Here is a 26,967-nt window from a genome sequence, read left to right on the forward strand (position 1 = left end):
TCCGCGGGCGGCGCTCACACCCCCGCCATCGGGAGGGTGACCTCGAAACGGCAGCCGCCGGGGACGTTGTGGACGGCGGCCATGCCCCGGTGCGCCTCCACGATGCCACGGACGATGGCGAGACCGAGGCCCGCTCCGGCGGGCGGCGTACGGGCGTGCGTGCCGCGCCAGCCGGTGTCGAAGACCCGGGGGATGTCCTCCTCCGGGATGCCCCCGCAGCCGTCGGTGACGGACAGGACCACGCCCGCGGCCGAGCGTTCGGCGGCGACCGCGACCGTGCCGTCGGCGGGCGTGCGGCGGATCGCGTTGACGAGGAGGTTGCCGAGGACCCGGCTCATCTCCTTGCCGTCCACCTCGACCGGCACCTGCTCGACACGGCTCCCGACCAGCCGCACACCGTGCTCGCGGGCCAGCGGGTCCGCTCCCGCGAGGGCGTCGCCCACGAGGTCGTACACGGAGACGCGGGAGGGGGAGAGGACGAGCGCGCCGGCGTGGATCCGGGAGAGTTCGAAGAGGTCTCCGACCATGCCGTTGAGGCGTTCCACCTCGGTGCGCATCTGGCGCAGATAGCGGTTCGGGTCCGCCGCCACCCCGTCCTCCAGTGCCTCCGACATCGCGCGCAGCCCGGCGAGCGGGGTGCGCAGGTCGTGCGAGATCCACGCGACCAGTTCGCGGCGCGAGGTCTCCAGGGCTCTTTCGCGGTCGCGGGACTCGGCCAGCCTGCGGCTGGTGTCCGCCAGTTCACGGCTGAGCGCGGAGAGTTCGGCGGTCGTCGGGCCGGCGGGGGCCGCGAAGTCGCCGCCGTCGCCGAAGGAACGGGCGGCGAGGGTCAGCGCCCTGCTGCGGGCCACGACCCAGCGGCCCAGCAGCAGCGCGGTGGCCAGGGAGACGGCGGCCGCCATGGCGACCACCGTGGTGACCACGCTCAGGTCGTGCGGCGACAGGAACATCGCCCACGCCACCGCCAGGGTTCCCGCGAGCATCGCGCAGACCGCGACGGCGGCGATGACGGTGAGGGACGCGGTGAGCGAACGGTGGCGGAGGAGCCGGAGGGCGCCCGCGCCGAGCAGGCCCGCGGCGGCGGCGCCCAGGAAGGCGTACAGGGCCATGACCAGTATGTCGTTCACCAGCCGGTCTCCTTCGCGGTCGCGGGATGTTCCCGTCCGGGCCCGGCGGGGCCGGACTCCGGCCCCGTGCCGTCGAAGCGGTAGCCCACGCCCCACACCGTCTGGATCAGGCGGGGCCGGGCGGGGTCGTCCTCGACCTTGCCGCGCAGCCTGCGTACGTGGACGGTGACCGTCGACAGGTCACCGAAGTCCCAGCCCCACACCTCGCGCATCAGGTCCTCACGGGCGTACGCCCGGCCGGGGTTGCGCAGGAAGAAGGCGAGGAGGTCGAACTCACGCAGGGTGAGCGCGAGTTCGGTGCCGTCCTTGGTGGCGCGGCGGGCCGACGGGTCGACGGCGAGCCCCGCGGCGTGCAGCGGGCGCGCGGCGGACACCGGCCGGGTCCTGCGGAGCACGGACTCGACCCGCAGGACCAGTTCCCGGGGGCTGAACGGCTTGGTGACGTAGTCGTCGGCGCCGACCTCCAGCCCGAGGATCCGGTCGTCCTCGTCGCCGCGGGCGGTGAGCATGATGACCGGCACGGGCCCCTGGGCGCGCAGCCTGCGGCACACCTCCAGGCCGTCCATCCCCGGCAGCATCAGGTCGAGCACCACCAGGTCGGGCCGGTGCGCGGCCGCACGGGCGAGCGCCACGAAGCCGTCCGCCGCCCGGTCCACGCGATACCCGGCCCGTTCGAGGTACCCGGAGACGACCTCGGCGACGGTCGGATCGTCGTCCACGACGAGCACACGGGTGGTGTTCTCCGTGCTCGGGGGCGGTTCGGTGCCGGGGGAGTCGGGCGGTTGGTCCATGCATCCAGCGTCCCACCCGGCTCGGTCCGGTGCGGCTCCTCCACTCCGACGTCCGAGTTTCGTAAGGACGTGAAGTCCGCTATGCGCCTTTCGCGTTCGTAAGGTGAAGGCCGTGACGACCCTTCCCGTACCGGACCCGGACGTCGACCTGGTCCTTCCCTGTCTGAACGAGGCCGGCGCCCTGCCCTGGGTGCTCTCCCGGATCCCGCCCGGCTGGCGCGCGCTGGTCGTGGACAACGGTTCCACGGACGGCTCCGCGGAACTGGCCCGCGCGCTGGGCGCGACCGTCGTGCGCGAGGAGCGCCGCGGGTTCGGCGCCGCCTGCCACGCGGGGCTGACCGCCGCCACCGCCGGCATCATCTGCTTCTGCGACTGCGACGGTTCCCTCGACCCGGCCCTGCTCCTGCCGTTCGTCGCCGAGGTACGGGCCGGGGAGTCCGACCTCGTGCTCGGCCGGCGCCGGCCGACGGAACGCGGTGCCTGGCCCGCGCACGCCCGCGCCGGCAACATCGCGCTGGCCCGGATGCTCCGGCGCCGCACCGGCCTGCGCCTGCACGACCTCGGTCCGCTCCGCGCGGCCCGCCGAGAGGCGCTGCTGGACCTCGGGCTCACCGACCGGCGCAGCGGCTACCCGCTCCAGATGGTCGTGCGCGCCGCCGACGCCGGCTGGCGCGTCACCGAGCACGACGTGCCGTACCTGGCGCGCACCGGCGTCTCCAAGGTCACCGGCACCTGGCGCGGTACCTGGCAGGCGGTACGGGACATGCGGCGCGTCCTCGCCGAACCGCCCCCGCCCGCCCGGACGCAGGCCCTGACCGGAGCCCAGGTCCCGGCGCCGACGCCGGCGGCCGACCCCGCACCGTCCCGAGGAGGAACCGTCCAGTGAGCGTCACTCTGCTCGTCATCGCCAAGGAACCGCGCCCCGGACGGGTGAAGACCAGACTCACCCCGCCCTTCACCCCCGGGGAGGCGGCGACGCTGGCCGAGGCCGCACTCGTGGACACCCTGCGCGCGGTGGCGGCGACGCCCGCGCGGCGCCGGGTCCTCGTGCTCGACGGAGCGCCGGGCCCCTGGCTGCCGGCCGGCTTCGACGTCGTACGACAGTGCGCGGGCGGTCTGGACGAGCGGCTGGCCGCGGCCTTCGCCGGCTGTGACGGACCCGCGCTGCTCATCGGCATGGACACGCCCCAGGTGACGCCCGCCCTCCTCACGGTGGACTTCGCGGACTGCGACGCGTACTTCGGGCCGGCCGAGGACGGCGGCTTCTGGGCGCTGGGTCTCGCCGAGCCCGACCCGGAGCTCCTGCGGGGCGTACCGATGTCGACCGGCACCACGGGTGCCGTGCAACGGCGGCGTCTCGTCGGGGCCGGGCTGCGGGTGCGGGATCTTCCCCGCCTGCGGGACGTCGACACGGCCGCGGACGCGACGGCGGTCGCGGCGGCCGCGCCCGGAGGGGCCTTCGCGACGGCGCTGGACCGGCTCGGGACGGTGGTCGCCCCCGGCGCGGTACGTGTTCCCCCCTCCTCCGGAGGCGGGGCGACCGGACGGCCGGCCCCAGGGCTGGTACCGGGACCGACCGCGGGACAGCCGCCGGAAACGGCGACCGGCACGGTCTCGGACCTCGTCGCCGGACACGGGGCCGTGCGAGCCGCCGGAATCCCGGCCGGAGTGCGGACCGGCCGGGACAGCGGCCCGGTGGCCGGGAAACGAGATGGACGATGAGCGGCACACGGACCAGGACGAAGACAGGACCGGACACGGTGACGGGGAGAGCCGCGGAAGCGGTCCGGACGAGGACCGTGAGCCGGGCCGGAGACGACAGCGGCGACGGCGGCAGCGGCAGCGGCAGCGGCAGCGGCAGCGGCGGAGACGCGGGCGGAGCCGGTAGAGGTGCGCTGTCCGGGCGGGCCGCGCGCTCCTGGGCCGCCGATCCCTACGCGGAGGCGCTGGGCGCCGGCCGGGGTCCGCTGTTCCTGCGCCGGGCGGACGGCTGGCTCCTCCCCCTGGAGGTGGAACGCTGGTGCGCCCGCGCCGACGCGGTGGACCTCCAGGTGCTCGCGTACTGCGAGGGCTCCGTCCTCGACGTGGGCTGCGGGCCGGGACGCCTGGTCGCGGAACTCGCGGCACGCGGAAGGCCCTCCCTCGGCATCGACGTCAGCGAGGCGGCCGTGGCCCGCACGGTACGGCTCGGCGGACGTGCGCTGCACCGGTCGGTCTTCGAGCCGTTGCCCGGAGAGGGCCGCTGGGGCACCGCCCTCCTCGTCGACGGCAACATCGGCATCGGCGGCGACCCGGCCGCCCTCCTGCGCCGCACGGCCGAACTCCTCGCCCCGGGCGGCCTGCTGATCGCCGAGACCGTGACGGGCGCGGACATCGACGAACGCGTCGACGTCCGCATCGTCCGCGCCGCGCACCCCGGCGACACCGGCCACCCCCACCCCCACGCCCACCCCACCGACGCCGGTGCGGCCGGGAGCGGGAACACGGACGAGGCGGTCGGGGGCCAGGACGCGTCCGGTGACCGGACCGCCTTCCCGTGGGCCCGGCTCGGCACCCCCGCCCTGCTCCGGCACGCGACGCGCGCCGGCTGGCGCGCCGACGCTCAGTGGGCGGCGGGCGGACGCTCCTTCGTGGCCCTGCGCAGCGGACCGCGGCGCGAGGCCCGGAAGGAACGCAGGACGAGCAGCAGCGCGGAACCGGCGAACAGCGCCGCCGTGATCAGCAGCCAGCGGGCGAGGAACCCGTCGGCCGGGAGGGCGGTCGCCGACCGGTAGCGGTCGGCGACCTGCCCGCTGATCAGCGGGAACCACACCAGCAGCAGGAGACCGGAGAGAGCCGCCGGAACACGGACGTACATCGTCCGGTCCCGGTGGCCCCGCACGTCCAGCGTCCTCGCGACGGCCCGGTCCGCACCGGCATACAGCGGTACGAGCACCAGATCGTGCAGCACGGCCGCGCCCACGAACCAGAGCGCCACCCGGGACCAGTCGTCCGAGAGGAGCCGCAGTCCCGCGTAGGCGGCGAGCGCGAACGAGCAGGCCAGCAGGAGGAGTTGGAACGGGCTGCCGATCAGTTCCCGGACGGCCCGCGGACGCGTCGCGGGGCTCGGCGCGCCGAGCCGTCGGCGCGGGTGGAGCCGTCGCGGGTCGAGCCGACCCAGGTCAGGGCGTCGCATCACAGGTCTCCGAACGTCATCCGGGCCACCCACTTGGTGTTCAGCACACCGGGCGCGGCCGGGACGATGACCCGTGCCGGGTAGCCGTGATCGGGGGTCAGGTCCTCGCCGTTGACGAGCAGCGCGAGCAGGGAACGCGGATCGCGCACCTGGTTGTCCCGCAGGGCGGCCACCCGGAACGCGCCGTGCCGCTGCAACGACTCCACGAGCACGTCGGGGGCCGCGTCCGTCTCGTAGCCGACGAGCGCCGCCAGGTCGCGCAGCGGCACCCCCCGCCACCACTGGTCGGACGTCGACCAGCCCTCCACGCAGGCGATGGGCAGCGCGGCGCTGTGCAGGGGGAGCCGCAGGAGGTCGTCACGGCTCAGCCGGACGGTCCGGCCGTTCCCCGTGACGACCAGCCGCCAGGCCTCGTCACTCGTCTCCGTGGCCGTGATGCCCCGCGAGGCGGCGGTCTTGTTGATCTGGAAGCCGCCCGGTCCGGACCCCGGTTCGGCGCCGCCGTGCGGGGCCAGCAGCGCCGTCTCGCGCAGCGGCCCGTCGAAGCCGTGGCCCGCCGTGGTGGCGGCCAGGAGCAGGGACCCGCCTCCGACGAAGCCGAGGGCGCCGCGTCGCGAGACGGTCGGCGGCAGCGGGTCCGGGGACACCAGCTCGTCCTCGGGGCGCGCCGGTTCCGCCGTGGCGGGCGACGCGACCGGCGCCTCGGACCGAGGGCCGGGAGTGCGGACGTCGCGCAGGTTGCGGAACGCTGCCGGCACCCGCAGGACCGCGTGGGTCACGAACGCCGCGATGAACACCCAGGCCCCGTAGAAGTGCAGGGTGTAGAAGGAGCCGGGAAAGACGTAGTCGAGCTGGATGTTCAGCACACCGGTGGTGAACTCGAAGAGCGCGCCCCCGACCAGGAGCAGCAGCGAGAGCCGTTCCAGGGCGTGCGCGAGCGAACGGGCCGGCGGCAGCGCGAACAGTTTCGGCACGACCGACCACAGCTTCGCCAGCAGGACGGGGATCAGCGCGACGCCGAGCGTGACGTGGACGCCCTGGGTGAGGCGGTACAGCCAGACCGGGTGGGTCGGCCAGGAGAAGAGGTAGAACCCGAGGATCCCCTTGTCGGGGGTCTTGTCGTTCACCGGCGAGAGGTTCGGGTTGTAGGCCGCGTACGACAGGAGCCCGGTCACGAACAGCACCGTGATGCCGACCAGGAGCACCACGCCGAGCACGGAGGTGAACCAGGGGCCGCGGAGCGGGCTGCGCCAGAACGCGGGGGACGAGGGAGACCGTGGCATGCCCCGACCGTAGGCCGCGGGCACCCCCCGAACGGGTTCCCAAACCATGACGAAACTCTGACGTCCACCTCTGTGGCCCCTGTCTCCGGCGCCTTCCGGCCTAGCGTGCGAGGGGTGAACCGCGACCTCCCCCGTGATCTGCCGCCGACGCGCGCCGAAGACGTTCCCGAGGCCCTTCCCACGCCCCCTGACCAGGCAGCCCCCCAGGCTTCTCCCACGTCCCCCGACCGGGCGGTTTCCCGAACCCTTCCCACGGGAGCCGCTTCCCGGAACCCGCCGCCGGTCCTGTCGCGGGCCCGGTCCCAGGCCCGGTCCCCCGGGCTGTCCCGGGCGCTGCTGGGGGAACGGCCCCAGGACGTCCGGCGCGACCTGGCCGCCGCGCTGGCCGCCGCCGCGCTCGTGCTGACGGCGGCCGTCGTCGGTTACGTCATCGAGCACCGCGACGGCACGCTCTTCGTGAGCGCGGCGCCGCTGCTCGGGCACTGGGGGCCGCACACCGGACCCGGTACCGCCGCCGCGGTCGCGGTGGCCGTCGCGGTCGTGGCGTACGGACCCGCCCTCGCCGCCCGGCTGCCCTGGCGGGGGCTTCTGCCGGCCCTGTGGGGCACGACGACGGCGTGGACGTTCTCGCTCGCGCTGATCGACGGCTGGGAGCGGGGTGTGGCCCGGCGCCTCACCACACGGTACGAATACCTTCAGGTCATCTCGCCGGTCGACCGCTTCCACGACATCCCGGCCGCCCTGCGGGACTTCACCCACCACATCCTCCTGCACTCCCCCGACCACTGGCCGCCGCATGTCGCCGGGCATCCGCCGGCCGCCACCCTCACCTTCGTCCTCCTCGACCGGGCCGGTCTGGGCGGCGGGGCCTGGGCCGGCGTCTGGTGCGTCACCGTCGGCGCGACGGCCGGGGTGGCGGTGCTCGTGGCCGTGCGGGCGCTGGCCGGTGAGGCACTCGCGCGCCGTGCCGCGCCCTTCCTCGCCCTCGCCCCGGCGGCCGTGTGGATGGGCACCTCCGCCGACGGCTACTTCGCGGCCGTCGCCGCCTGGGCCCTCGCCCTGCTGGCCCTCGCGGTCACCGGACACCGGCCGCGGACGGCCGGCCTCGCCTCCGGTCTCCTGTTCGGCCTCACCGCGTATCTCTCGTACGGCCTGACGCTGATCTCCGTGATCGCCTGCGCCGTCCTGCTGCTCGGGCGCCGCCCCAGGCTCCGTCCGCTCCCGTACGTCCTGGCCGGACTCACCGTCGTACCAATGGTGTTCACCCTGCTCGGCTTCGACTGGTGGGAGGCCTACCGCCTGTTGGTCACCCGCTACTACGAAGGGGCGGGCGGCATCCGGCCGTACGGCTACTGGGTCTGGGCGAATCTCGCCTGCACGGTGCTGATCACGGGACCGGCGACCGCGGCGGGACTGCGCAGGGCCGGGGCGGCGGCCGGACGGATCGCGGCGGCGACGGTACGGCCCCGGCCGGCCTCGGCACCGGCGGGCCGGTCTCCCGCGCCCGCGCCGCCGGAGCCGGCCGCCGGGGAACCCGTACGTCTCGCCGTCCTCGTCGTCGCGGCGCTGCTGGCACTTCTCGCCGCCGATCTCTCCGGCATGAGCAAGGCGGAGACCGAGCGCATCTGGCTGCCGTTCGCGCTGTGGCTGCTCCCGGCCTGCGCGTTCCTCCCCCGGGCGCGTGCCTGGCTCGTCGCCCAGGCCGCACTGGCGCTGCTCCTCAACCACCTTCTGCTGACGGGCTGGTGACCCTCGGCTGCGCGAGGGCCGCTCCGAATACCAGGCCGACGGCGATGGCCGTGACGATCGTGACGAGCTTCAGCAGGTCGCGGAAGCCCTCGATGGCGTAGCCGCCGGCCAGGGTGGTCAGCCCCCGCATGCCGAGGGAGCCGACGGTGAGGGTGAAGAAGCCGGGCAGGAGCAGGACGAGCCGGGGCGGCTGGTGCGGGCGCAGGGTCAGCCGGGTCGCGACGGCGGACAGGACGGCGGCCGCGACGAACGTTCCGCCCGTCTCGCCGATCGCCTTGGTGGCCAGGGACTGCACGGCCACGGTGAGGTACACCAGCACGAGCAGGGGCCCCAGCAGCCGGAAGGGGATGGCGAAGGCGAGCAGGGTGCCGACCGTGAAGACGATCCAGCTCAGGAAGAGGGCCCAGCGCGGCAGATCGGAGGCGGCGGCGATGTCGAAGAGGGCACGGGTGGAGGTGCCGGTGAAGAACAGGCCGAGCAGGACACCGACGTAGAGCTGTACGAGGAGGAACGCGGAGTAGACGAGCCGGATCGCGCCCGTGGTGATGTATCCGGCGGCGAGTTCGGCCGCGGCGGCGCTCAGATAGTCGCCGGGGACGAAGAAGAAGAGCGCGGGCAGCATCAGCAGGACGGGGCCGCCGTGCGAGGTGTCGCGGGCGAACACCTCGACGGTGATCACGGAGACGGTGGTCGAGACGACCAGCGGGAGCACCGTGGCGAGCCGGGGGATCCGGTCCGCGGTGACGGCCAGTACGGCGGCGACGGTGCCGAGGACCGCGGTGGCGCCCACCTCGTACCACGTGGACTGCATCAGCGGCGCGAAGCCCAGCGTGAACAGGACGATGCCGAGCAGCTTGAGCCACCACTGGTAGGGCGGCCGGGACGACTCGATCGCGGTCAGCCTCCGGTCCGCCTCGGCCACGCCGATCCGTCCGGCGCCGACGTCCTGGACGAGCGGTTTCAGCGCGACGACCTGGTCGAGCCGGAAGACCTCGGGGAAACCGCGCAGGGTCACCGTGCGGGAGTCGCCGCGGGTGCCGACGGTCAGGGCCGCGCCGTCCGGCACGAGAAGGACGGAGGCGTCGGCGCCCAGCGCGCGGGCGGTGTGCCGGACGGTGCGCTCGACGAGGGCGGCGCCCTCGCCGCTGGAGCGCAGCAGCAGCCCGGTCAGCCGGGCCAGGAACGCGGCGACGTCGTCCGGGGCGGCCTCCTTGTCCGGTCTCATCGGCCGCCTCCCCTCGACGTCCGGCCCGCCACGCGCCGGGATGCACGCGCGGACCCGCGTCCAGCCTGCGGACCCCCCGTCCGCCCCGGCCAGCGAGGCGACCCGAACGAGTGAGAAGGCCGCCCGTCCGACGGCACGACCGCCACAGCGTGGTGAACCGCTCCCGCCCACCGGGGGCGTTGCTCACCCGGACGGGCCACTCGGCGCGCGGTGGCCGTCACTCGCGCGGAGGCTGGCCTCATCGCTTTCGACCCGGGAACAGGGAGGCGTCCGATGAGCTCGATGGACATGCCGGCGGACGCACCACGGCCGAGTGCGGGTGCGCGGACCGCCCGGGCCGCGGTCCCGGCGGCGCCGAGGCTCACCTGGCTGACGCTGGCCCTCATGACGACCGCCTCGGTCGCGAGCCTGCGGGCCGCCCCCACCATGGCGGTGTACGGCCTGGCCTGCGTGTTCCTGTACCTGCTCCCGGCGATCGTGTTCCTGCTGCCGACCGCCCTGGTCTCGGCGGAGCTGGCCTCGGGCTGGAACGGCGGCGTCTACCGCTGGGTGAGCGAGGGACTGTCCAAGCCGCTCGGATTCCTCGCCGTGTGGTGTCAGTTCGCGATGACGATCTTCTACTACCCGAGCCTGCTGGCCTTCGTGGCGAGCACCATCGCGTACATCATCGATCCCTCCCTGGCCTCCAGCGGTCTCTACACCGCGATCGTCATCGTGGTCCTGTACTGGACCGGCGTCTGGGTCTCCTCACGCGGCACCAAGGCCCTCGCGGGACTGTCCAGTTGGGGTCTGGTCATCGGCACCCTGGTGCCCGGCACGATCCTCGTCGTGCTCGGCATGGTCTTCCTGGCCCAGGGCAACCCCTCGGCCGCGCCGATGACGGCCAGCCATCTGCTGCCGGCCTGGACGGGACTGGCCAGCCTCGTCCTGATCGTCAACAACTTCCTCTCGTACTCCGGCATGGAGATGAACGCCGTCCACGTGTCGTCGCTGAAGGACCCGGCGAAGGAATACCCGAAGTCGATGTTCCTGGCGATGGGCCTGGTGCTGCTGATCTTCATCCTGCCCGCGCTGGCGATCAGCTGGGTGGTGCCCGCCGACCAGACCAGCCTCACCGCCGGTGTCATGCAGGCGTTCGACGCGTTCTTCTCGTACTTCGACATCGGCTGGATGACACCGATCGCGGCGGTGATGCTGATCTCCGCGTCGCTGGCCGGCATGCTGACCTGGCTCGCCGGACCCTCCAAGGGCCTGCTGGAGATCTCCCGCAGCGAGGGCTATCTGCCGCCGTACCTCCAGCAGTTGAACCGGTTCGGCGTCCAGCAGAACATCCTGGTGACCCAGGGCGTCGTGACCACGGTGATCGCGCTGGGCTACGCGTTCATCCCGAACGTCTCCAACGTGTACTGGATCTTCTCGACGATCACCACGCAGGTGTACCTCATCGTCTACCTGCTGATGTTCGTCGCGGCGATCCGGCTGCGGAAGAACCAGCCCGACCACCCGCGCGGCTACCGCGTCCCGGCGCTCACCCTGGTGTGCGTCGTCGGTTTCCTGGCCTCGGCCGCGGCCATGATCATCGGCTTCGTGCCGCCCTCGCAGTTCGGCAGCAACAGCGTCCTGCTGTACGTGATCATCATCGGCAGCGGTCTCGGCATCCTCGGCCTGCTGATCCCCTGGGCGTTCCTCAAGTTCCGCAAGCCCGGCTGGCAGACGGAGGCCGCGCGCGAGGAGGAGGCGGGGGCATGAGTCCCACCCGGTTCGCATCCGAGCACAAGTGGATCTACTACGGCGCGATCGTCGTGCTGCTCGGCCTGGTCGTGGCCGGCCTCGTGCGCTACTCGGCCATCACGACGAACAACAAGGCCGTGAGCAAGGCCAATCAGCTCGCCGACGCTGCGGTGGAGGCCGGACTGCCGCGCCCGGACACCGAGTTGATCGCGAGCCTGCTGGGCACCGACGGCGGCCTGGTCTGCGACGATCCGGCCAGCGCCCTCAAGTCGGCACTGTGGAAGATCAATGTGTCCAACGGCGCCGCGTTCGTCGGGCAGCGGCCCGTCATCGGTGACGGCAGGACGCTCCGGGCGGAGGCCACGATCATCGAGATCTACTGTCCGGAGAAGCTGGACAAGATCCAGGACAAGCTCGGCGACCTGAAGACCGACGACACGGTGAGGCGGTGACCGTGTCCGAACTCGCCCAGAGGATCGCCGAGTTGATGGGCCGGGCCAGGACCGACCTGGCCGAGCTGGTCGCCATCCCCTCCGTCGCGGACCCGCGCCAGTACCCTCCCGAGGAATGCCGCCGGGCCGCGCAGTGGGTGGCCGACGCCTTCACCGAGGCGGGACTGCACGACGTCCATCTCGCCGAGACGCCCGACGGGAGCCACGCGGTCATCGGCCACCGCCCGCCGCCGCCCGGCGCCCCCACCGTCCTGCTGTACTGCCACTACGACGTGCAGCCACCGCTGGACGACGACGCCTGGACCACACCGCCCTTCGCCCTCACCGAGCGCGACGGCCGCTGGTACGGGCGCGGCACCGCGGACTGCAAGGGCAACATCGTGATGCACCTGACCGCCCTGCGCGCGCTCGGCGAGGACATCCCGGTCGGCCTGAAGTTCGTCGCCGAGGGGTCGGAGGAGCAGGGCACGGGCGGCCTGGAGCGTTACGTGGCCGAGCACCCGGAGCAGTTCCTCGCCGACGCGCTGCTCGTGTGCGACACCGGCAACGCGGAGGTCGGCACGGGCACCGCCACCGTCACCCTGCGGGGCCTCGCCAACATCGTCGTCACCGTCGACACACTGGCCGGGGAGATCCACTCGGGCATGTTCGGCGGCCCCGCCCCGGACGCGCTCGCCGCGCTGATCCAGATGCTCTCCACCCTCCGCGACCCGGCCACCGGCGCCACCCGTGTCGACGGACTCGACTGCGAGGGCGTCTGGGAGGGCGTCGGCTACGACGAGGAGCAGTTCCGCGCCGACGCCGGCGTCCTGGACGGCGTCCGTCTCACCGGGACCGGCACGGTCGCCGACCGACTGTGGGCCCGCCCCGCCGTCACCGTCCTCGGCGTCGACTGTCCCCCGGTCGTCGGCTCCGCCGCCGCCGTGCCGGCCACCGCACGGGCGCGGGTGAGCCTGCGGATCCCGCCCGGCACGGACCCGGCGGCGGCCCGCGCGGCCCTCACCCGGCATCTCACCGAGGCCGCGCCCTGGGGAGTCCGGGTCGGCGTCGAGGACGAGAGCGCCGGCGCCCCCTTCCGGGCGGCCACCGACGGCCCCGCCTACGCGGCGCTCGGCCGCGCCATGGACGAGGTCTACGGCAAGCCCATGGCCTTCCTCGGCCAGGGCGGCTCCATCCCGCTGTGCAACGTCCTCGCCGAGACCTACCCCCGCGCCGAGATCGTCCTCATGGGCGTGGAGGAGCCCAAGTGCCTCATCCACGCCCCCAACGAGAGCGTCGACCCGGCCGAGATCGAGCACATGGCCCATGTCGAGGCGCTGTTCCTCCGCGCCTACGCGGCCGACGGGAGCCGCGGCCGCTGAACGTATCCGCCCGCCGACGCGTCCTCGTACCGGCAGTACGGTCCGGGGACACGCGGGGAGGGCTCGATGAGCAGGCGGATCAGGATCAGGGACACGGCCGGGGTCGTGGCGGCCAGTGCAGCGGCGCTCGTCGCGGTGCAGGGGTCGAGCGCCGGTGCGGGAGGCGACGAGAGCCGGGCCGCGGAGCGCACGACCGTGTGTGTCGGCACCCGGCCGACGGGCAACCCGGCCGACCCGGAAGCCTCGCTGGACCGGGTGCTGGGCTACGTCCAGAAGAGGGGCGAGACACGCTACGCGAGTGTCTTCACCGGTCTGTCCGTCGACGACGACCCGAGAACGGCGGACGTGTACCGCGTCCCCTCCAAGGCGTTCGACGCGGACGTCTGCGCCCACGCGGAGAAGGGGACACGGCTGCGGTTGCACGACACCGACGTCACCGCGCGCCGGCTCGAAGCCCTGGTCGAGAGCACCGGCGACAGGATGGACCGCTGGGAAGGCGAGTTCGACCTGCGGGAGGTGGGCCCGGACCCCAGCGGCTTCGTGTCCTTCGGCGTCGACGACCCGGCCAAGGCCGATCTCATCCTCAAGAAGGACCTCGGCCCGTTCTGGGCGAAGCACATCAGGGTGGAGTACGCGGCATCGGCGTCGCCCCTCTGACACCGCGGCGGACCGGGCGAGAACCCCTCGCCGCGCCCCGGGGGCGACTCGCGCCGCGCCCGGGGTCCGGCTTGCAGGGGTGCGAAGCACCTGCCTATCGTCGCGGCCATGCAGTCCTACACCATCGGTCAGGCCGCCCGGCTCCTCGGCGTGAGCCCCGACACCGCCCGCCGCTGGGCGGACGCCGGGCGGGTGGCCACCCATCGGGACGACAGCGGACGGCGCCTCATCGAGGGCCGCGACCTCGCCGCGTTCTCGGTGGAACTGGCCGGCACCGGTGGCGAGGAGGGCGTCACGTCCTCCACCTCCGTCCGCAACGCCTTCCCCGGCATCGTCACCGCCGTCAAGCTCGGCGACGTCGCGGCGCAGGTGGAGATCCAGGCGGGACCCCACCGGCTGGTCTCCCTGCTGACCCGGGAGGCCGTCGAGGAACTGGGCCTGGAGGTCGGCGTGGAGGCCACGGCCAGGGTCAAGTCGACCAACGTGCACATCGACCGCGCCTGACCGGCCGCCGGGCGCGCACGGTCAGCCGGGGATCCCGGCGGGCCAGGACGGATAACGGCCGTCCACCCGGATGCTGTTGACGCCGCTGATGTGCCGGGCCCCGCACCGGTCCTGCGGCAGGACCAGTTGCGGGCCGGCCCGGTCCAGCGGCGTGCCGTCGATGCCGACCGCGAGCAGCACCGGCGCGTCCGCGAAGTCGGGGTCGATCTCGGCCCAGGTGAGCAGGGCGTGGTGGCCGTCCACGCCCGCCACCGCGATGAGGAAGCGCAGCCGGTCCTTGCGACGGGACGGATCGAAGCGGGGGCCGGCGTCCCGCAGCACGTCGTGCAGCAGCGGACCCTCGAAGCCGTGGTGGCGCACACCGCTGGTGGCGCACTCGAACGCGACCCGCACATGGTGCTGGGGCCAGGCGAGCAGGTCGGGCACGGTCAGCAGGGCGGGCCGGGCGAGGTCACCGCTCAGAGCGAGTTCCGCGAGCGGGGGAGCCGGCGGCGTCGGCTGCGTCAGGGACTGGCTCACTGGACAGCACCTCCCGGTGGACCGTACCCCGCGGGCGACCCGAGGCAAACGCACATGCGTACATCCGAAGCCTCTGGGCACAGCTCATGCGATGCGACAGGAGACTTACAGCTCGCATATGCGGAAGTATGATCAGGCCATGGCAGAACGTGAGCTCAGGACTGAGGATCACGACGGAGGCTCCAGCGAGCCTCAGAGTCTTCGAGGGAGTAGATCCGTGATGACCCGATCCGCGCGCCGGACCCGCCGCACCACCCGGACCCTTCAGGTGGCCGGCATCGGCGCCGCCGCGCTGCTGGCCCTGAGCGCCTGCTCCTCCTCCGACTCGTCCGACACGGCGGAGAAGGCGAAGGGATCGGCCTCGTCGTCCTCCTCGCCGAAGCTCTCCGGCACGGTGACCGTGTTCGCCGCCGCCTCCCTCAAGGAGAGCTTCACGGCCCTCGGGCAGCAGTTCGAGAAGGCCCACCCGGGCACCAAGGTCACCTTCAGCTTCGGCGGCAGCGACAGCCTCGCCGCGAGCATCACGGGCGGTGCGCCCGCGGACGTCTTCGCCGCGGCCAGCCCCAAGACGATGGCCATCGTGACCGACAAGGGCGACGCGGCGACCAGCCCCGAGACCTTCGTGCGCAACCAGCTCGAGATCGCCACCCTGCCCGGCAACCCGGACAAGATCGCCTCCCTGAAGGACCTCACCAAGTCCGGCCTCAAGGTCGTCCTGTGCGACAAGACCGTGCCCTGCGGCGCCGCCGCCCAGAAGGCGCTGGACGCGAGCAAGCTGAAGCTCACCCCCGTCTCCTACGAGCAGGACGTCAAGAGCGCCCTGACCAAGGTGGAGCTGAAGGAGGCCGACGCGGCGGTCGTGTACAAGACCGACGTGAAGGCCGCGGGTGACAAGGTGGAGGGCGTGGAGTTCCCCGAGTCCGCCGACGCCGTCAACGACTACCCGATCGCCCTGCTCAAGGACGCGCCCAACACCGACGCGGCCAAGGCGTTCATCGCGCTGGTGCAGTCCCCGGAGGGCCAGCAGGTGCTCACGGAGGCCGGCTTCCTGAAGCCCACGTCCTGACCCACGCCGTGACCGGCCCGCCCGGTCCGGCACCCGCCGCGCCCGTCCTCCAGTGGTCCGGCACCCGCCGCACCCGGCCGGTCCGGTCAGGCATCCGCCGGACCCGGCCTCCCCCGGTCCGGCACCCGCCGCGCCGGGCTCGCTCGGTCGGCACGCGCCGTCTCCCCACGGACCACGGCCCGGCGCGTGCCGCACGGTGGGCCCTTCCCTGCGGCGCGCCCCTTGAAGCGAACGCCCCGAACCCCGTCTCCTGAAACCATGAGTGATCCCGTGACCTCGCCCGACACGTCCGGCGCCCCGGCCGCCGACACCCTCGCCGGTGGACCGCGGCGCGGGCGTGGCCGGACGCCGGGCCGGGTGCGGGGCGGACCACCGCTTCCCCTGCTGCTCCCCGCCCTGATCGGGCTCGCGTTCCTGCTCCTGCCGCTGCTCGCGCTGCTCGTACGGGCGCCCTGGCGCAGCCTGCCGGAACAACTGGCCAAGCCCGAGGTGTGGCAGGCCCTCCAGCTCTCCCTGTTCTCGGCCACGGCGGCCACCGCGGTCAGCCTGGTGCTCGGGGTGCCGCTCGCCTGGCTGCTGGCCCGCACCGAGTTCCCGGGCCGCGGACTCGTCCGGGCCCTGGTCACCCTGCCTCTCGTCCTGCCACCGGTGGTCGGCGGTGTCGCGCTGCTGCTGGCCCTCGGCCGCAACGGCATCGTCGGGAAGCTGCTCGACTCGTGGTTCGGGATCACGCTGCCCTTCACGACGGCCGGGGTGGTCGTGGCCGAGGCGTTCGTGGCGATGCCCTTCCTGGTGATCAGCGTGGAAGGCACCCTGCGGGCGGCCGACCCGCGGTACGAGGAGGCCGCCACGACCCTCGGCGCCTCCCGCTTCACCGCGTTCCGCCGTGTCACCCTGCCCCTCATCGCGCCGGGCATCGCCGCCGGTTCCGTACTGGCCTGGGCCCGCGCCCTCGGCGAGTTCGGCGCGACGATCACCTTCGCGGGCAACTTCCCGGGCCGTACCCAGACCATGCCGCTCGCCGTCTACCTGGCCCTCCAGAGCGACCCCGACGCGGCGATCGCCCTGAGTCTCGTCCTGCTGCTGGTGTCGATCGCGGTGCTCGCGGGACTGCGGGACCGCTGGATGACGGCGACCTCATGACGCGGTCGAGTACGAGCCCGATGGGTGAGGTGATCGCGTCATGACCGAGGCGAACCCGGCGGCGAAGGACGCGCCGTCCGGCACGGGCCTCGACGCCCGTCTCGTCGTCCGGCGCGGCTCGTTCCACCTCGACGTCGAACTGTCCGCCGCCCCCGGGGACGTCGTCGCGCTGCTCGGCCCGAACGGCGCGGGCAAGACGACCGCGCTGCGCGCGCTGGCCGGGCTCACCCCGCTGTCCGAGGGCGGCCGACTACTGCTGGACGGCGCGCGTCTGGACCGCACGCCGCCGGAGTCCCGCCCCGTCGGCGTCGTCTTCCAGGACTACCTGCTCTTCCCGCATCTGTCCGCGCTCGACAACGTCGCCTTCGGACCGCGCTGTCAGGGCGTGCCCAAGGCGGAGGCCCGCGCCCAGGCCGCCACGTGGCTGGAGCGCATGGGCCTCGCCGAGTTCGCCGGGACCAAGCCGCGCCGGCTCTCCGGCGGACAGGCGCAACGGGTCGCCGTCGCCCGCGCCCTCGCCACGCGCCCCCGACTGCTGCTGCTCGACGAACCGCTCGCCGCGCTCGACGCCCGTACGCGGCTGGACGTGCGGGCCCAACTCCGGCACCACCTGGCCGACTTCGAGGCCGTCGCCGTCCTCGTGACGCACGACCCGCTGGACGCGATGGTGCTGGCCGACCGGCTCGTGGTCGTCGAGGACGGCCGGGTGGTCCAGGAGGGCGGCCCCTCGGACATCGCCCGCAGGCCGCGCACCGACTACATCGCCCAGTTGGTCGGGCTCAACCTCTACCGGGGCGACGCCGAGGGCCACACCGTACGGCTGGAGGCGGGCCCGGTGATCACCACGACCGAGCGGCTCGACGGGCCCGTGTTCGTGGCGTTCCCGCCGGGCGCCGTGACCCTCCACCGCGACCGCCCCACCGGCTCCAGCGCCCGCAACCTGTGGCAGTCCCGTGTCGCGGGCCTGGAGACGCACGGCGACCAGATCCGCGTGGACCTCACCGGCGAACTCCCGCTCGCCGCCGACCTGACGACGGTCGCCGCGGCGGAACTCGGCCTGCATCGCGGCTCGCCCGTCTGGGCCACGGTGAAGGCGGCCCAGACACACGCCTATCCGGCGTAGGGCCTCGCCTACGTCCCCGCCGGGACCGCCGTCGCACGGACCATCACGCAGTCGAACTCCACCACCCGGCCGGTCGCCTCCTCCCGCGACACCGGGTACATGCCGGTGATCTCGAAGCCGTGCTCCTCGTACACGGCGATGGCCTCGCCCATGCGGGGACTGCCCTCGTACAGCCGCAGCGTCGCGACCTCCGACTGCATGCCGACGAACTCCGCCGCGCGCTCCCCGGCGCCCGCGAACACCTCCAGGTCGTAGCCCTGGGTGTCCATCTTCAGATAGGGGCGGGGGGCGTCGATCCCGGCGAGGGCCGTGTCCATCATCCCGTCGAGACGGCGGACCTCGATCTCCTCCGTACGGGTCTTGGCGAAGCGCTTGTAGCGGTCCTTGCCGTAATCACTGGGCGGAAGAAGGGAGTTCATGGTGTTCCAGCCCACATGGATGGACTGAGTGGTGTCCTCGCGACCGAGACCGATCCGGTGCACCTGCCAGTCGGGATCCCCTTCGGCGGCCTGCTGGAGCTTTCCGAAGGCCTCCGCGGTCGGCTCGAAGGACACGATCCGGCCGGTGTAGCCGAGGCGGCGCAACTGGCGCCCGTACTGACCGGAGTTGGCGCCGACGTCGAAGACGCAGTTCACCTCGTACCGGTCCAGCAGGGCGGTGACGTGCTGCCCGCAGAGATAGGACGCGGCCGAGAGCTGGAACTTGCGTTCGTCGGCCGCCGTCTCCTTCTCGTCGAGCAGGAGACGGGCACCGGTGCCCCCGAGCGGCACCTGCTTCCAGGCCGCCGCCCGCCCGCGCAGCACCAGATCGGCGCCCTTGCCCAGTTCGACGCGTCTGCGCACACCGCGCCGGTAGACCACCGCGGCTCCCGATCCGAGGTCCAGCACCTGCACCCCGATCCGGGGAAGCAGACCTAGCAGCTTTCGGTGAAGGGTCGCCATGAACCACACCCTGTCAGACATTCCCGCGTGTCCACCGGCAGTTGGTTGAACCGCCTCTCAACCACGTGATAGAGGCAGGGGGTGACCTCTCCTGAGACCGAGATCCCGGCACTGGCCGCCGCATTGGGCATGAGCCCCCACCCGGAGGGCGGCTGGTTCGTCGAGACCTGGACGGCGCCCCAGGCCTTCCTGCCCGACGGCTACCCCGGAACCCGCGCCGCCGCCTCCGCCATCTACTTCCTCCTCACGCCCGGCGACACCTCCGCCTGGCACACCGTCCGCTCGGACGAACTCTGGCTGTGGCACCGCGGCGGACCCCTCGACGTCCTGCTCGGCGGCGACGGGACCAGTCCCCAGTCCACCCCGCAGGTCGTCCGCCTCGGCCCTCGCGTCGAGGCCGGGGAGCGCCCCCAGGTCCTCGTCCCGGGCGGTGTCTGGCAGTCGGCCCGGCCGGCCGGTGACGAGGAGGTTCTGGTGAGCTGCGTGGTGGCGCCCGGCTTCGACTACGACGACTTCCACCTCCTGGACTCCGGTCGCTGAAGGCGCCGTTGACACCCAAGGGGCACTTTGAGCGGCAGTCGAGCGGCCTTCTGACGTTCCTTGGCGGCTTTGTGACGCGGGTCGTTGGTTGCGGATCGTCCGGGTGGGGCATCACCCGAGAGCAGGACCGGCCGCGCACCGTTCAGCGCGGGGTCCCGGTCGACGGGGACGGAGCCGTCGGCCGGGTGCTTGTCGTCCTGGGAGGGGGAAGAGAGGTGTCAGTCATGCGTGCGCACCGGCGCACCGTCCGACCGACCGCCCGCGTGGAGTACACACTGCCGCGTACGGCCGTCTCGGCGGGCAGGGCCCGCAAGCTGACGACGGCGTTTCTGACCCGGCCACGGCCACGGCTCGCGGCGCCGACCGCGGACCAGGTGGACGACGCCACACTGATCGCCTCAGAGCTCGTCGCCAACGCCGTGCGCCACGGCCGCAGCGGTTGCCGGCTGCGGCTGCAACTGGGGCACGGGAGGCTGACCGTCGAGGTCCACGACGACAGTCCCGGACGGCCACGGATCGGCGCGCTGGACGCGGAGTCGGAAAGCGGCCGGGGTCTGGCCATGGTCCAGGAGCTCGCCCACAGCCTGGAGATCGTCAGTACGGGCTTCGGCGGCAAGACCGTACGAGCGGTGCTGGCGGTGCGATAGCGGCTCGCCGAGATTTCGGGTTTGACGCCGCCGAAAATGGGAACGCGAACCGAAAATTCATCGCAATTTCCATGACCGCGAAAAAGCAGACGGCCGGCGTTCGCACCGTGTGGTGCGAGCGCCGGCCGTCCAGCGTCCCGGACTAGGCGGGGACGATGTTCTCCGCCTGCGGGCCCTTCTGGCCCTGCGTGACGTCGAAGGTCACCTTCTGGCCTTCCTGGAGCTCACGGAAGCCGGAGGTGGCGATGTTCGAGTAGTGGGCGAAGACGTCGGCGCCGCCGCCGTCCTGCTCGATGAAGCCGAAGCCCTTTTCCGCGTTGAACCACTTCACGGTGCCAGTAGCCATGTCAAATCTCCTTCGGGGCTAAGCTCGAAGGCCCACACTTCGCGGACCCGCGTCGCCGTAATGATTGCCCCAACCGGAATGCACCGGAAAAAAACTTTGGGAACCACAACTGCAACTGAAATCGACAGTAGCACGTCAGCCGCCCCGAAGCGGGCGCACTATCTCACCCCGCCACGGGGAATATCAAAACCTCGCAGACCCGTGCACCAAATTCTGTACCGGCCGGAGCAGATATTCGCCCCCCGCCGGGAAACACCGGCCCGGGACCCCCCGGAAACACCCGCACAGGGCCGCCCAGGGCCCGTTCAGGCGTCCTGTGTCGAGCCGCGCAGCTCCGCGTTGATCCGCAGGGCTTCGTCGAGGCTGTCCTCCAGCGTGACGATTCTGCAGGCCGCCTCGACGGGCGTGCCCTGGTCGACGAGGTCCCGGGCACGGGCGGCGATCCTGAGCTGGTTGCGGGAGTAGCGGCGGTGGCCGCCCTCGGAGCGGAGGGGGGTGATCAGCCCGGCCTCCCCGACGGCCCGCAGGAACGCGGGGGTCGCGCCGATCAGCTCGGCCGCGCGGCCCATCGTGTAGGCGGGGTAGTCGTCGTCTTCGAACCGGTCGGTGGGGCTCATGGTGCTTCCCTGGGGCGCGTGCATCACCTTCCACTCTGGCAGATCGCCGCCGGTACCGGCCGGGGGCACCCGGCACCGGCCCGGTGACATCCGCGCGCCGTACTCACCCGGACGGCCCGGTGCGCTGGTGGGGGGCGGTGGCCGGTGGTGGCGTGGAGGGACACAGCCCGTCCTCGGGACCGTCCTCGGGAGGCCCTCGCATGATCCGTCCGTCCTGTCTCCTCGCCTCCGCCCTGACCGCGGGCATGCTGCTCTCGACGGCCGCCTGCTCGAACGGCGGAGGTGACGGCGGCGGCTCCGGCCGTACGGACTCCCCCGCGTCCCCGGCGTCCACCGTCCCGGCCTCTCCCGTGGCAGAGGAGACCGGTGCCGCCAAGGCCTCGCCCTCCCCGTCCGTCCGGGCGCTCACCGAGGCCGAGGCGCGGTCGGCGCTGATCACCAACTCCGACCTGGGGTCGCAGTGGGACGAGTCGAAGGGTGTGGCGGCCTGGCACGACACGCTGCTCAAGAGCAAGGTCGACGCCTCGGCCTTCGTCACCGACAAGGGGAACGCCCAGCAGTGCCAGAAGCTGCTGGACGGCCTGTACGCGGAGGACCTGCTCGGCAAGCCGCAGGGGGCCGGTGCCGTCACCGGCTTCGACGACAGCGACAACGACGCCCAGATGCGCTACGAGGTCGCCTCGTACGGGAAGAGCGCCCTGGACACCCGATTCGACTGGCTGAAGACGCTGCCGGACGTCTGCGACGAGTTCACGGCCGTCACCGGCACGGGTGACAAGCAGACCGTCCAGGTCGTGTCGACACATCTGCCCGATGTGGGGGACGCCCGCCAGGGCCTCCAGGTGACGATGAGCGGGGAGCTGGAGGGCGATCCCGAGACGCTGACCCTCGACTTCGCGGCGGTCCGGGTCGGCGACAGCGCCCTGTCGCTCACGAACGGTGGCCTCTCCGGCACCGAGCACCAGTCGACCGAGCAGGCGGTCCAGGCGGGCACGAACCGGCTGAAGGACGTCCTCGCGGGGAAGTCGCCCGCCCCGACACAGGGCTGAGGAACGGCCGCCCGAACGCACCGCGGCCCGGGCAACCTGTGGAGGGGCTGCCTCGGGCCGGAGGTGTCAGTGGGTGCGGGTCAGAGCCGATCCATTCGGGTGTAGGGGCTCAGGACGCGGACCTGGCGGGCGCCGAAGTCGACGAGCATCGCGATGCCCTCTTCGACGCCGACGATCGTGCCCAGGCCGTACTGGTCGTGGGAGACGCGGTCTCCGAGGCTGAACTCCTTGGCCACGGGGACGACGGGTGCAGCGAAGGGGCTGGTGGGCAGGTGGCGCCGGGGCGCGGAGGATTTACTCATCGTGATTCCAGTATGGGCCCTATTCCGGCGGGCGGTAGGGCTTGATGGTCTCGATCCCACTCCGACTCGGCGTCCCCGCGGACTACGGAACGGGGCGGGCGGGGTGCCCCTCGTGCGGTCTCCGCCCGGCCGGCCGGGCGTTCTCGGAGGTCAGCCGTCGGGGCGCCGGCTCCGTGATCTTTCCGATCCGCGGGGCCGTGCGCCGGGCGAGCCTGTCGCGGACCGGACAACCAGCGACGGCGCGTCCGGGTCAGCCCACCAGGAGTTCGCGCTTGAGGTCGCGCAGTTCGCGGGCGTCGATGTGCAGGCCGTCCCTCAGGTACGAGCGGAAGTCGCCGTACTGGGCACGGACCTCGTCGAAGCCGGAATTGAGGTACTCGGCACGGACGTCGAGCAGGGGCTTGTAGACGGCGGCCTGGGCCGGGGGCATGGCCGCGAGCGTGGCCGCGTTGACGGCGGCGCGGTAGGTGTTGCTGGCGAGGTAGTCGTTCGTCACCGTGGAGCGCGGGACGCCGAGGGCGGTGAGCAGTGCCGCGCTGGACCAGCCGGTGCGGTCCTTGCCGGCCGTGCAGTGGTAGAGGACGCCGCCGCCGTCGGCCGCCCCGGCGTAGACGGTCGTGTAGGCGGCCCGCGCGGTGTCCCCGCTGACCATGAACTTCTCGCCGTCCACCATCATCTCGACGGCCTCGGCCTCGGTGGCCGGCATGGCCGTGAGCGTCGAGGACCCGGCGAGCACGTCGGCGACGGTGTAGGAGGCGCCGGAGGGCACCCGGTCCGGGGCCGAGGAGCGCTCCGACGCCATCCGCAGGTCGTACACCGCGTGGATGCCGAGCCGCCTCAGCTTCGCGAGGTCGGCGTCGCTGAGCTTGTTCAGGGCGTCCGAGCGGTAGATCTCGCCCATCTTGACCCAGTGGCCGTCGCTGGTCCGGTAGCCGCCCGCGTCCCGGAAATTGACCGCGCCGTCGAGCTTGATCAGGCGGTCGGCGAGGTGGAGGGAGCCGCCGTGCCGGGGGACCAGGTCGAACCACTGCCGGTCGGCGGCGGGCAGTCCGCGCACGGTGACATCGCCCGTGGCACCGCCCCTGGCGACGACCCGCCCGGCGGCGCGGACGACCACCTCCCGCACTCCCGGGGCCTTCCACACGATGCGGTACGAACCGTCGGCGCCGGCGGTGACGGTCGCGGACGTGAAGGGGATGCGCTGGGAGGCGGCGCGGGCGGAGGCGTGGGCCGGGGTGTGGCCGCCGGGCGTGGCGGAGGCCGTGGGGGCGGTCACGGAGACGGCGGTGAGCGCGAGGACGACTCCGGCCAGGGATGCGATCTTCATGACCTGGATAGTTGGCTATTGAACCTAATTTCCGGTGTACACGGCCGGACATCCCGGCAGCCGCCGAATGTCGGACCGGTGGCCGGAGCCGGCCGGTACTCGGGAGAGAAGCGGGGCGCGAGAGCCGGCCGGTACGGCGGAGAGAGAAGCGGGGCGCGGGAGCCGGCCGGGATGAACCGGCTCCCGCGCCCGAGTGGCGCCCGAGTGCTCAGCCCAGGTCCAGCCGGGAGTAGACCCCGCCCGTGGTGTCGCGGACGACGACGTGCCGGACGGCGTAGCTGTCGTCGGCGGCGGGCAGATCGGTGCTGACGTACCAGACGCCCCAGCCGGGGTGGCCCGCGAGCTCAAGGAGCTTGGCGTGCAGGGTTCCGGCCGTGGTCCGCACCGTGACCCGCGAGGCGGTGCCCGTGCCGCCGTAGTACACGCCGGAGAGCGTGACGTGGCCCTGGGCGGTGCCCTCGACGAACGCGGAGACACCGGGCGTGTGCAGGTCGATGTTGCCGTTGACCACGTTCGTGAACTGGGGGTCGGGGTTGTCGAGCGTGGTCCAGTGCTTGCCCTCCGGCGTCAGCCAGAACTCGGCGCCGCCGGGCTCGGTGACGTGCTCGTCCGGCGCGACGATCCGGGCCGTGGGCGCGGTCCTCGCCGAGCGGGCGGGAGCGTGCGCCGGAAGCACGGTGCCGTGCGCCGGCCGGGCGGCGGCGGGCGTCGGCCTCGCGGTCGGGACGCCGTACGCGGCCGTGGGCGCCGTGATCAGCGCGGCGGCGGCCACGGCCACCGCCGCGTACCTCTTCGTACCTGCCATGAACGGACAACTCCTCGTGATGGGGACGATGTTCGGACGGTGCGGGGCGCCGTTCCCCCGTGCTGCATGCCGGCGCCCGCCGGCCGGACGACGCCCGGCCGGAGATCCTCCGCGCGGACGTGTCAGACGAGCGCGCTCGTGGCTCGCCACTGGTCCCAGGTCAGGTTCCAGTCGCCGTAGCCGTTGCCGACGGCGACCGTGTCCCGGGAGCCGACGACCTTGACGACGTCGCCGGGGACGACCTCGTCGAAGAACCGCTTCGCGGGGCCGCCGGTGGCGAGTCCGACGCAGCCGTGCGTGACGTTCTGGCGGCCGCCGTAGGTGTTCGCCTTCGGGTTCTGGTGGAGGTAGGTGCCCGAGGCGGTGAGGTGGACGGCGTAGTAGTAGTAACCCCGGTACTGGTCGGCGTAGCCGACCGTCCGCGAGTCCATGAAGACCTTGGACGCCTTGTCGGAGACGACCATCGTGCCGTTCCAGGTGTCCATGCCCGGCGCGCCCGCCGTGATCGGGACGCGGCGCGACGATCCGGCGGTTTCGAGCGTCATGAAGTGTGTACGGACATCCACTGTGGCGACGAAGGAGCGGCCGACCGTGAAATGCCTGGTGATTCCGGCCCCGGCCCGGACGGTGACCGCCGTGCCGGGTTTCCAGTACCTGCGGGGCCGGAAGTCGACGCGCTGCCCGTCGGCGAGGTTACGGTCCTGCACCCAGCCCCAGGAGCCCTCGGTGTCGGCAGTCACCTTCAACTGGCGTTCTACGAAGGCCCGTTCGGCCACCGGTATCGGACGGTCGAAGGTCACCGAGACCGGCATGCCGACCCCCACGGTCTGCCCGTCCGCGATGTTGATGTGCGCGCCCGGCAGGGACTCGAGCGGGGTGGCCGAGGGTTTCGGCCGTGCCGTGCCGGTCGGTCCGGCGGTGGCGGCCGGACCGCCCCCCGGCCCGGCCGCACCGCCCCCGCCGTCGGCGGCCGCTCGCACCGAGCATCCGGCGAGCGCGAGCGCGCACACCGCCGCCGCGCCCCAGGCGCGCGCCAACCGGCCTCTGCGGCCTCGCAGTTCCCTGGTCATGGTGATCCCCCCGTGGTGTGTTTCGATGTGCGACGTACGGGACCTGTACGCGCGGTGGGGACGGCCCGGTTGCACACGGCCGGGGAATTCGCGGACATTCGGGCGGGGGGCATGACCGAGGAAGAGTTCGACGCGTTCTACGCGACCGCGTTCCCCCGGCTGACCGGCCAGCTCTACGCGTTCACGGGGGATCACGGCGAGGCGCAGGACGTCGTCCAGGAGGCGTTCGTCCGCGCCTGGGACCGGCGGCGCGAGTTCCTCGCCGACGGTGCTCCCGAGGCATGGATACGGACTGTGGCGACCAGGCTCGCGGTGAGCCGCTGGCGCCGGGCCCGCCGCTGGCTGGAACTGGTGCGGCGCACCCCGCCGGCCGACCACACCCCGGGCCCGGGACCCGAACGCGCCGCGCTCGTGGCCGCGTTGCGCACGCTCCCCGAGGCACAGCGGATGGCGATCGTTCTGCACCATCTGTGCGACTTGAGTGTCGAGCAGGTAGCCTCCGAAACCGGTGCTCCCGTCGGCACGGTCAAGGCCCGGCTCGCGCGGGGCCGGGCGGCGCTGGCGCGGGTGCTCTCGGAGGATTCGGCGGATCCGGCCGGCTCCGCGCGTCCGTCGGGCTTCGCGGGCACGCCGGGCAAGGGGGAGAGGGAGGACGACCGTGTCCGATGAACTCACCACCGCCCTGCGCGAGTTGGCGACCGAGGCGGAGAGGCCCCCGGCCCTGACCGGAGCCGAGATCCGCGGCCGGGCGACGGGCCGCCGACGCCGCCGCCGTACGGCCGCGGCCGCGGTCGGCGTCTCGGTCGCGGGCGCGCTCGCCCTGGTCGCGACGCTGGGCCCGGACGGCGGGGCACGGCACGAGCCTCCGCCGGCCGCGAGCCCCACCGTCGCCCCGAGCCTGCCGGCGCCGGCGCCGGACGCCACGATCGATCTGGGCAAGCGCGTGATCTCGGTCGCCGGCCGGCATCTGACGCTCCACGGCGACAACCTGACCGGCGACGGGCCGGCGGTCCGGACGACGGTCACCGGGAAGGAGGTCACCATGAGGGTTTCCGGGAAGACGGTCGGTTTCGACGACGGCTACTCCTTCATGGCCTCCTGGGTGGTCAGGCTCACCGATCCCGACGGCAGGACGGACTACGTCGGCTCCATGGCGTCCGGCGACACGGGCGTCTCCAGCCCCGACGACGGCTGGATCAACCTGGACAAGGCCGACGCCAAGCTGCTGTACGACCGGCTGGCACCGGGCGCGGTGGTCGAGATCCGGCCGTCGGCCAACGCCTCGGCCTCCTCGGCGGCGGACAGGGGTACGGCCACGGCGGGCTCGGACGCGGCCACCGACTCGGGCACGCCCACCGGCACCACGGCCGGCTCCGGGGCCTCGGGCTCGGGACTCTCGGGCGGCTAGCGCGGCCCG

General features: G+C 73.0%; 28 protein-coding genes and 1 pseudogene. 17 read left to right on the forward strand and 12 right to left on the reverse strand.

What is annotated here, in order from left to right; genetic code table 11:
* Positions 1-14: 14 nt before the first annotated feature.
* Together ACIQ7M_RS35985 and ACIQ7M_RS35990 are read right to left on the reverse strand one after the other, a co-directional pair.
* Positions 15-1,109 (reverse strand): sensor histidine kinase, encoded by a 1,095-nt coding sequence (locus ACIQ7M_RS35985; protein ID WP_403652338.1) that lies wholly within the window; start codon positions 1,107-1,109, stop codon positions 15-17.
* Positions 1,110-1,123: 14 nt separating this feature from the next.
* Positions 1,124-1,918 carry a response regulator transcription factor gene (locus ACIQ7M_RS35990; protein WP_403652103.1) on the reverse strand — a complete coding sequence of 265 codons (795 nt, stop codon included), beginning with the start codon at positions 1,916-1,918 and terminating at the stop codon, positions 1,124-1,126.
* A 103-nt stretch (positions 1,919-2,021) separates the two neighbouring features.
* Here ACIQ7M_RS35990 and ACIQ7M_RS35995 point away from each other — a divergent pair, with 103 nt between their 5' ends.
* The 3 genes and pseudogenes from ACIQ7M_RS35995 to ACIQ7M_RS36005 all read left to right on the forward strand — a co-directional run bounded on the left by ACIQ7M_RS35995 (position 2,022) and on the right by ACIQ7M_RS36005 (position 4,692).
* A complete protein-coding gene (locus ACIQ7M_RS35995) occupies positions 2,022-2,804 on the forward strand; it encodes a glycosyltransferase family 2 protein (protein ID WP_403652106.1) in 783 nt (260 codons plus the stop codon).
* Positions 2,801-3,403, forward strand: a pseudogene (locus ACIQ7M_RS36000) (DUF2064 domain-containing protein); the annotation flags it as partial. The gene ACIQ7M_RS35995 and the pseudogene ACIQ7M_RS36000, both read left to right, overlap by 4 nt.
* Before the next feature lie 233 nt (positions 3,404-3,636).
* Positions 3,637-4,692 carry a class I SAM-dependent methyltransferase gene (locus ACIQ7M_RS36005; RefSeq protein ID WP_403652109.1) on the forward strand — a complete coding sequence of 352 codons (1,056 nt, stop codon included), beginning with the start codon at positions 3,637-3,639 and terminating at the stop codon, positions 4,690-4,692.
* Positions 4,693-5,092: 400 nt separating this feature from the next.
* On the opposite strand, the gene ACIQ7M_RS36010 is transcribed toward ACIQ7M_RS36005, so the two are convergent.
* Complete coding sequence (locus tag ACIQ7M_RS36010) at positions 5,093-6,376, reverse strand: molybdopterin-dependent oxidoreductase (RefSeq protein WP_403652112.1); 1,284 nt, start codon at positions 6,374-6,376, stop codon at positions 5,093-5,095.
* Positions 6,377-6,709: 333 nt separating this feature from the next.
* On the opposite strand from ACIQ7M_RS36010, the gene ACIQ7M_RS36015 reads away from it, so the two are divergent.
* Positions 6,710-8,125 carry a hypothetical protein gene (locus ACIQ7M_RS36015; protein WP_403652341.1) on the forward strand — a complete coding sequence of 472 codons (1,416 nt, stop codon included), beginning with the start codon at positions 6,710-6,712 and terminating at the stop codon, positions 8,123-8,125.
* On the opposite strand, the gene ACIQ7M_RS36020 is transcribed toward ACIQ7M_RS36015, so the two are convergent.
* A complete protein-coding gene (locus ACIQ7M_RS36020) occupies positions 8,097-9,350 on the reverse strand; it encodes a threonine/serine exporter ThrE family protein (protein WP_403652115.1) in 1,254 nt (417 codons plus the stop codon). The genes ACIQ7M_RS36015 and ACIQ7M_RS36020 overlap by 29 nt on opposite strands.
* A 273-nt stretch (positions 9,351-9,623) precedes the next feature.
* Here ACIQ7M_RS36020 and ACIQ7M_RS36025 point away from each other — a divergent pair, with 273 nt between their 5' ends.
* The 5 genes from ACIQ7M_RS36025 (at position 9,624) to ACIQ7M_RS36045 (ending at position 14,055) form a co-directional block, all read left to right on the forward strand.
* On the forward strand, positions 9,624-11,099 hold the full coding sequence (locus tag ACIQ7M_RS36025) for an APC family permease (RefSeq protein ID WP_403652118.1): 1,476 nt from the start codon (positions 9,624-9,626) through the stop codon (positions 11,097-11,099).
* Positions 11,096-11,533 carry a hypothetical protein gene (locus tag ACIQ7M_RS36030; protein ID WP_403652121.1) on the forward strand — a complete coding sequence of 146 codons (438 nt, stop codon included), beginning with the start codon at positions 11,096-11,098 and terminating at the stop codon, positions 11,531-11,533. The genes ACIQ7M_RS36025 and ACIQ7M_RS36030 overlap by 4 nt, the downstream gene beginning before the upstream one ends.
* Entirely contained in the window at positions 11,530-12,894 is a 1,365-nt protein-coding gene (locus tag ACIQ7M_RS36035) for a dipeptidase (RefSeq protein WP_403652124.1), read from the forward strand. Before ACIQ7M_RS36030 ends, ACIQ7M_RS36035 begins: the two co-directional genes overlap by 4 nt.
* Positions 12,895-12,960: 66 nt before the next feature.
* A complete protein-coding gene (locus ACIQ7M_RS36040; RefSeq protein ID WP_403652127.1) occupies positions 12,961-13,551 on the forward strand; it encodes a hypothetical protein in 591 nt (196 codons plus the stop codon).
* Between the two features lie 108 nt (positions 13,552-13,659).
* A complete protein-coding gene (locus ACIQ7M_RS36045) occupies positions 13,660-14,055 on the forward strand; it encodes a helix-turn-helix transcriptional regulator (RefSeq protein WP_355762721.1) in 396 nt (131 codons plus the stop codon).
* A gap of 21 nt (positions 14,056-14,076) precedes the next feature.
* Here the strand turns inward: ACIQ7M_RS36045 and ACIQ7M_RS36050 are convergent, their stop codons facing one another.
* On the reverse strand, positions 14,077-14,574 hold the full coding sequence (locus ACIQ7M_RS36050) for a molybdopterin-dependent oxidoreductase (RefSeq protein WP_403652130.1): 498 nt from the start codon (positions 14,572-14,574) through the stop codon (positions 14,077-14,079).
* 220 nt (positions 14,575-14,794) lie between these two features.
* Here ACIQ7M_RS36050 and modA point away from each other — a divergent pair, with 220 nt between their 5' ends.
* The 3 genes from modA to ACIQ7M_RS36065 all read left to right on the forward strand — a co-directional run bounded on the left by modA (position 14,795) and on the right by ACIQ7M_RS36065 (position 17,906).
* Positions 14,795-15,640: a molybdate ABC transporter substrate-binding protein gene (modA, locus tag ACIQ7M_RS36055; protein ID WP_403652134.1), complete on the forward strand. Its 846-nt coding sequence runs from the start codon at positions 14,795-14,797 to the stop codon at positions 15,638-15,640.
* Positions 15,641-15,898: 258 nt separating this feature from the next.
* Positions 15,899-16,783 (forward strand): molybdate ABC transporter permease subunit, encoded by an 885-nt coding sequence (modB, locus tag ACIQ7M_RS36060; protein WP_403652137.1) that lies wholly within the window; start codon positions 15,899-15,901, stop codon positions 16,781-16,783.
* Positions 16,784-16,823: 40 nt separating this feature from the next.
* A complete protein-coding gene (locus tag ACIQ7M_RS36065) occupies positions 16,824-17,906 on the forward strand; it encodes an ABC transporter ATP-binding protein (protein WP_403652140.1) in 1,083 nt (360 codons plus the stop codon).
* An 8-nt stretch (positions 17,907-17,914) separates the two neighbouring features.
* On the opposite strand, the gene ACIQ7M_RS36070 is transcribed toward ACIQ7M_RS36065, so the two are convergent.
* Entirely contained in the window at positions 17,915-18,847 is a 933-nt protein-coding gene (locus ACIQ7M_RS36070) for an FkbM family methyltransferase (protein WP_403652143.1), read from the reverse strand.
* An 81-nt stretch (positions 18,848-18,928) separates the two neighbouring features.
* Here ACIQ7M_RS36070 and ACIQ7M_RS36075 point away from each other — a divergent pair, with 81 nt between their 5' ends.
* Together ACIQ7M_RS36075 and ACIQ7M_RS36080 are read left to right on the forward strand one after the other, a co-directional pair.
* Positions 18,929-19,387, forward strand: a complete 459-nt coding sequence (locus tag ACIQ7M_RS36075; RefSeq protein WP_386987307.1) for a cupin domain-containing protein — start codon at positions 18,929-18,931, stop codon at positions 19,385-19,387.
* 224 nt (positions 19,388-19,611) lie between these two features.
* Positions 19,612-20,034 (forward strand): ATP-binding protein, encoded by a 423-nt coding sequence (locus ACIQ7M_RS36080; RefSeq protein ID WP_355762819.1) that lies wholly within the window; start codon positions 19,612-19,614, stop codon positions 20,032-20,034.
* A 142-nt stretch (positions 20,035-20,176) separates the two neighbouring features.
* Here the strand turns inward: ACIQ7M_RS36080 and ACIQ7M_RS36085 are convergent, their stop codons facing one another.
* Positions 20,177-20,380 carry a cold-shock protein gene (locus tag ACIQ7M_RS36085; RefSeq protein WP_020871138.1) on the reverse strand — a complete coding sequence of 68 codons (204 nt, stop codon included), beginning with the start codon at positions 20,378-20,380 and terminating at the stop codon, positions 20,177-20,179.
* 305 nt (positions 20,381-20,685) lie between these two features.
* Positions 20,686-20,997: a MerR family transcriptional regulator gene (locus tag ACIQ7M_RS36090; RefSeq protein WP_355768429.1), complete on the reverse strand. Its 312-nt coding sequence runs from the start codon at positions 20,995-20,997 to the stop codon at positions 20,686-20,688.
* Between the two features lie 200 nt (positions 20,998-21,197).
* Between ACIQ7M_RS36090 and ACIQ7M_RS36095 the strand changes: the two genes are divergently transcribed.
* On the forward strand, positions 21,198-22,046 hold the full coding sequence (locus ACIQ7M_RS36095; RefSeq protein WP_403652148.1) for a hypothetical protein: 849 nt from the start codon (positions 21,198-21,200) through the stop codon (positions 22,044-22,046).
* Between the two features lie 80 nt (positions 22,047-22,126).
* Here the strand turns inward: ACIQ7M_RS36095 and ACIQ7M_RS36100 are convergent, their stop codons facing one another.
* The 4 genes from ACIQ7M_RS36100 to ACIQ7M_RS36115 form a co-directional block, all read right to left on the reverse strand.
* Positions 22,127-22,348, reverse strand: coding sequence for a hypothetical protein (locus ACIQ7M_RS36100; RefSeq protein WP_037614735.1), 222 nt, complete (start codon positions 22,346-22,348; stop codon positions 22,127-22,129).
* Positions 22,349-22,598: 250 nt separating this feature from the next.
* The gene (locus tag ACIQ7M_RS36105; protein WP_403652152.1) at positions 22,599-23,675 is read right to left on the reverse strand and encodes a tyrosine-protein phosphatase; all 1,077 of its coding nucleotides are present in this window, start codon (positions 23,673-23,675) and stop codon (positions 22,599-22,601) included.
* 208 nt (positions 23,676-23,883) lie between these two features.
* The gene (locus ACIQ7M_RS36110) at positions 23,884-24,480 is read right to left on the reverse strand and encodes a hypothetical protein (protein ID WP_403652155.1); all 597 of its coding nucleotides are present in this window, start codon (positions 24,478-24,480) and stop codon (positions 23,884-23,886) included.
* A gap of 122 nt (positions 24,481-24,602) precedes the next feature.
* Entirely contained in the window at positions 24,603-25,550 is a 948-nt protein-coding gene (locus ACIQ7M_RS36115) for a L,D-transpeptidase (protein ID WP_403652158.1), read from the reverse strand.
* Positions 25,551-25,661: 111 nt separating this feature from the next.
* Here ACIQ7M_RS36115 and ACIQ7M_RS36120 point away from each other — a divergent pair, with 111 nt between their 5' ends.
* Both ACIQ7M_RS36120 and ACIQ7M_RS36125 read left to right on the forward strand, forming a co-directional pair.
* A complete protein-coding gene (locus tag ACIQ7M_RS36120) occupies positions 25,662-26,219 on the forward strand; it encodes a SigE family RNA polymerase sigma factor (protein WP_386989405.1) in 558 nt (185 codons plus the stop codon).
* A complete protein-coding gene (locus tag ACIQ7M_RS36125; RefSeq protein WP_403652163.1) occupies positions 26,209-26,958 on the forward strand; it encodes a hypothetical protein in 750 nt (249 codons plus the stop codon). The genes ACIQ7M_RS36120 and ACIQ7M_RS36125 overlap by 11 nt, the downstream gene beginning before the upstream one ends.
* The last annotated feature ends 9 nt before the right edge of the window (positions 26,959-26,967 follow it).

The organism is Streptomyces sp. NPDC096324, assembly GCF_044763015.1.
GTDB lineage: Bacteria > Actinomycetota > Actinomycetes > Streptomycetales > Streptomycetaceae > Streptomyces.

Coding starts and splice junctions, on each gene's coding strand:
- ACIQ7M_RS35985 (WP_403652338.1), bottom strand. CDS start 1,109: ATGGCCCTGTACGCCTTCCTGGGCGCCGCCGCCGCGGGCCTGCTCGGC.
- ACIQ7M_RS35990 (WP_403652103.1), bottom strand. CDS start 1,918: ATGGACCAACCGCCCGACTCCCCCGGCACCGAACCGCCCCCGAGCACG.
- ACIQ7M_RS36005 (WP_403652109.1), top strand. CDS start 3,637: ATGAGCGGCACACGGACCAGGACGAAGACAGGACCGGACACGGTGACG.
- ACIQ7M_RS36010 (WP_403652112.1), bottom strand. CDS start 6,376: ATGCCACGGTCTCCCTCGTCCCCCGCGTTCTGGCGCAGCCCGCTCCGC.
- ACIQ7M_RS36020 (WP_403652115.1), bottom strand. CDS start 9,350: ATGAGACCGGACAAGGAGGCCGCCCCGGACGACGTCGCCGCGTTCCTG.
- ACIQ7M_RS36025 (WP_403652118.1), top strand. CDS start 9,624: ATGAGCTCGATGGACATGCCGGCGGACGCACCACGGCCGAGTGCGGGT.
- ACIQ7M_RS36030 (WP_403652121.1), top strand. CDS start 11,096: ATGAGTCCCACCCGGTTCGCATCCGAGCACAAGTGGATCTACTACGGC.
- ACIQ7M_RS36040 (WP_403652127.1), top strand. CDS start 12,961: ATGAGCAGGCGGATCAGGATCAGGGACACGGCCGGGGTCGTGGCGGCC.
- ACIQ7M_RS36045 (WP_355762721.1), top strand. CDS start 13,660: ATGCAGTCCTACACCATCGGTCAGGCCGCCCGGCTCCTCGGCGTGAGC.
- modA (WP_403652134.1), top strand. CDS start 14,795: ATGACCCGATCCGCGCGCCGGACCCGCCGCACCACCCGGACCCTTCAG.
- modB (WP_403652137.1), top strand. CDS start 15,899: ATGAGTGATCCCGTGACCTCGCCCGACACGTCCGGCGCCCCGGCCGCC.
- ACIQ7M_RS36065 (WP_403652140.1), top strand. CDS start 16,824: ATGACCGAGGCGAACCCGGCGGCGAAGGACGCGCCGTCCGGCACGGGC.
- ACIQ7M_RS36070 (WP_403652143.1), bottom strand. CDS start 18,847: ATGGCGACCCTTCACCGAAAGCTGCTAGGTCTGCTTCCCCGGATCGGG.
- ACIQ7M_RS36080 (WP_355762819.1), top strand. CDS start 19,612: ATGCGTGCGCACCGGCGCACCGTCCGACCGACCGCCCGCGTGGAGTAC.
- ACIQ7M_RS36085 (WP_020871138.1), bottom strand. CDS start 20,380: ATGGCTACTGGCACCGTGAAGTGGTTCAACGCGGAAAAGGGCTTCGGC.
- ACIQ7M_RS36090 (WP_355768429.1), bottom strand. CDS start 20,997: ATGAGCCCCACCGACCGGTTCGAAGACGACGACTACCCCGCCTACACG.
- ACIQ7M_RS36095 (WP_403652148.1), top strand. CDS start 21,198: ATGATCCGTCCGTCCTGTCTCCTCGCCTCCGCCCTGACCGCGGGCATG.
- ACIQ7M_RS36100 (WP_037614735.1), bottom strand. CDS start 22,348: ATGAGTAAATCCTCCGCGCCCCGGCGCCACCTGCCCACCAGCCCCTTC.
- ACIQ7M_RS36105 (WP_403652152.1), bottom strand. CDS start 23,675: ATGAAGATCGCATCCCTGGCCGGAGTCGTCCTCGCGCTCACCGCCGTC.
- ACIQ7M_RS36110 (WP_403652155.1), bottom strand. CDS start 24,480: ATGGCAGGTACGAAGAGGTACGCGGCGGTGGCCGTGGCCGCCGCCGCG.
- ACIQ7M_RS36115 (WP_403652158.1), bottom strand. CDS start 25,550: ATGACCAGGGAACTGCGAGGCCGCAGAGGCCGGTTGGCGCGCGCCTGG.
- ACIQ7M_RS36120 (WP_386989405.1), top strand. CDS start 25,662: ATGACCGAGGAAGAGTTCGACGCGTTCTACGCGACCGCGTTCCCCCGG.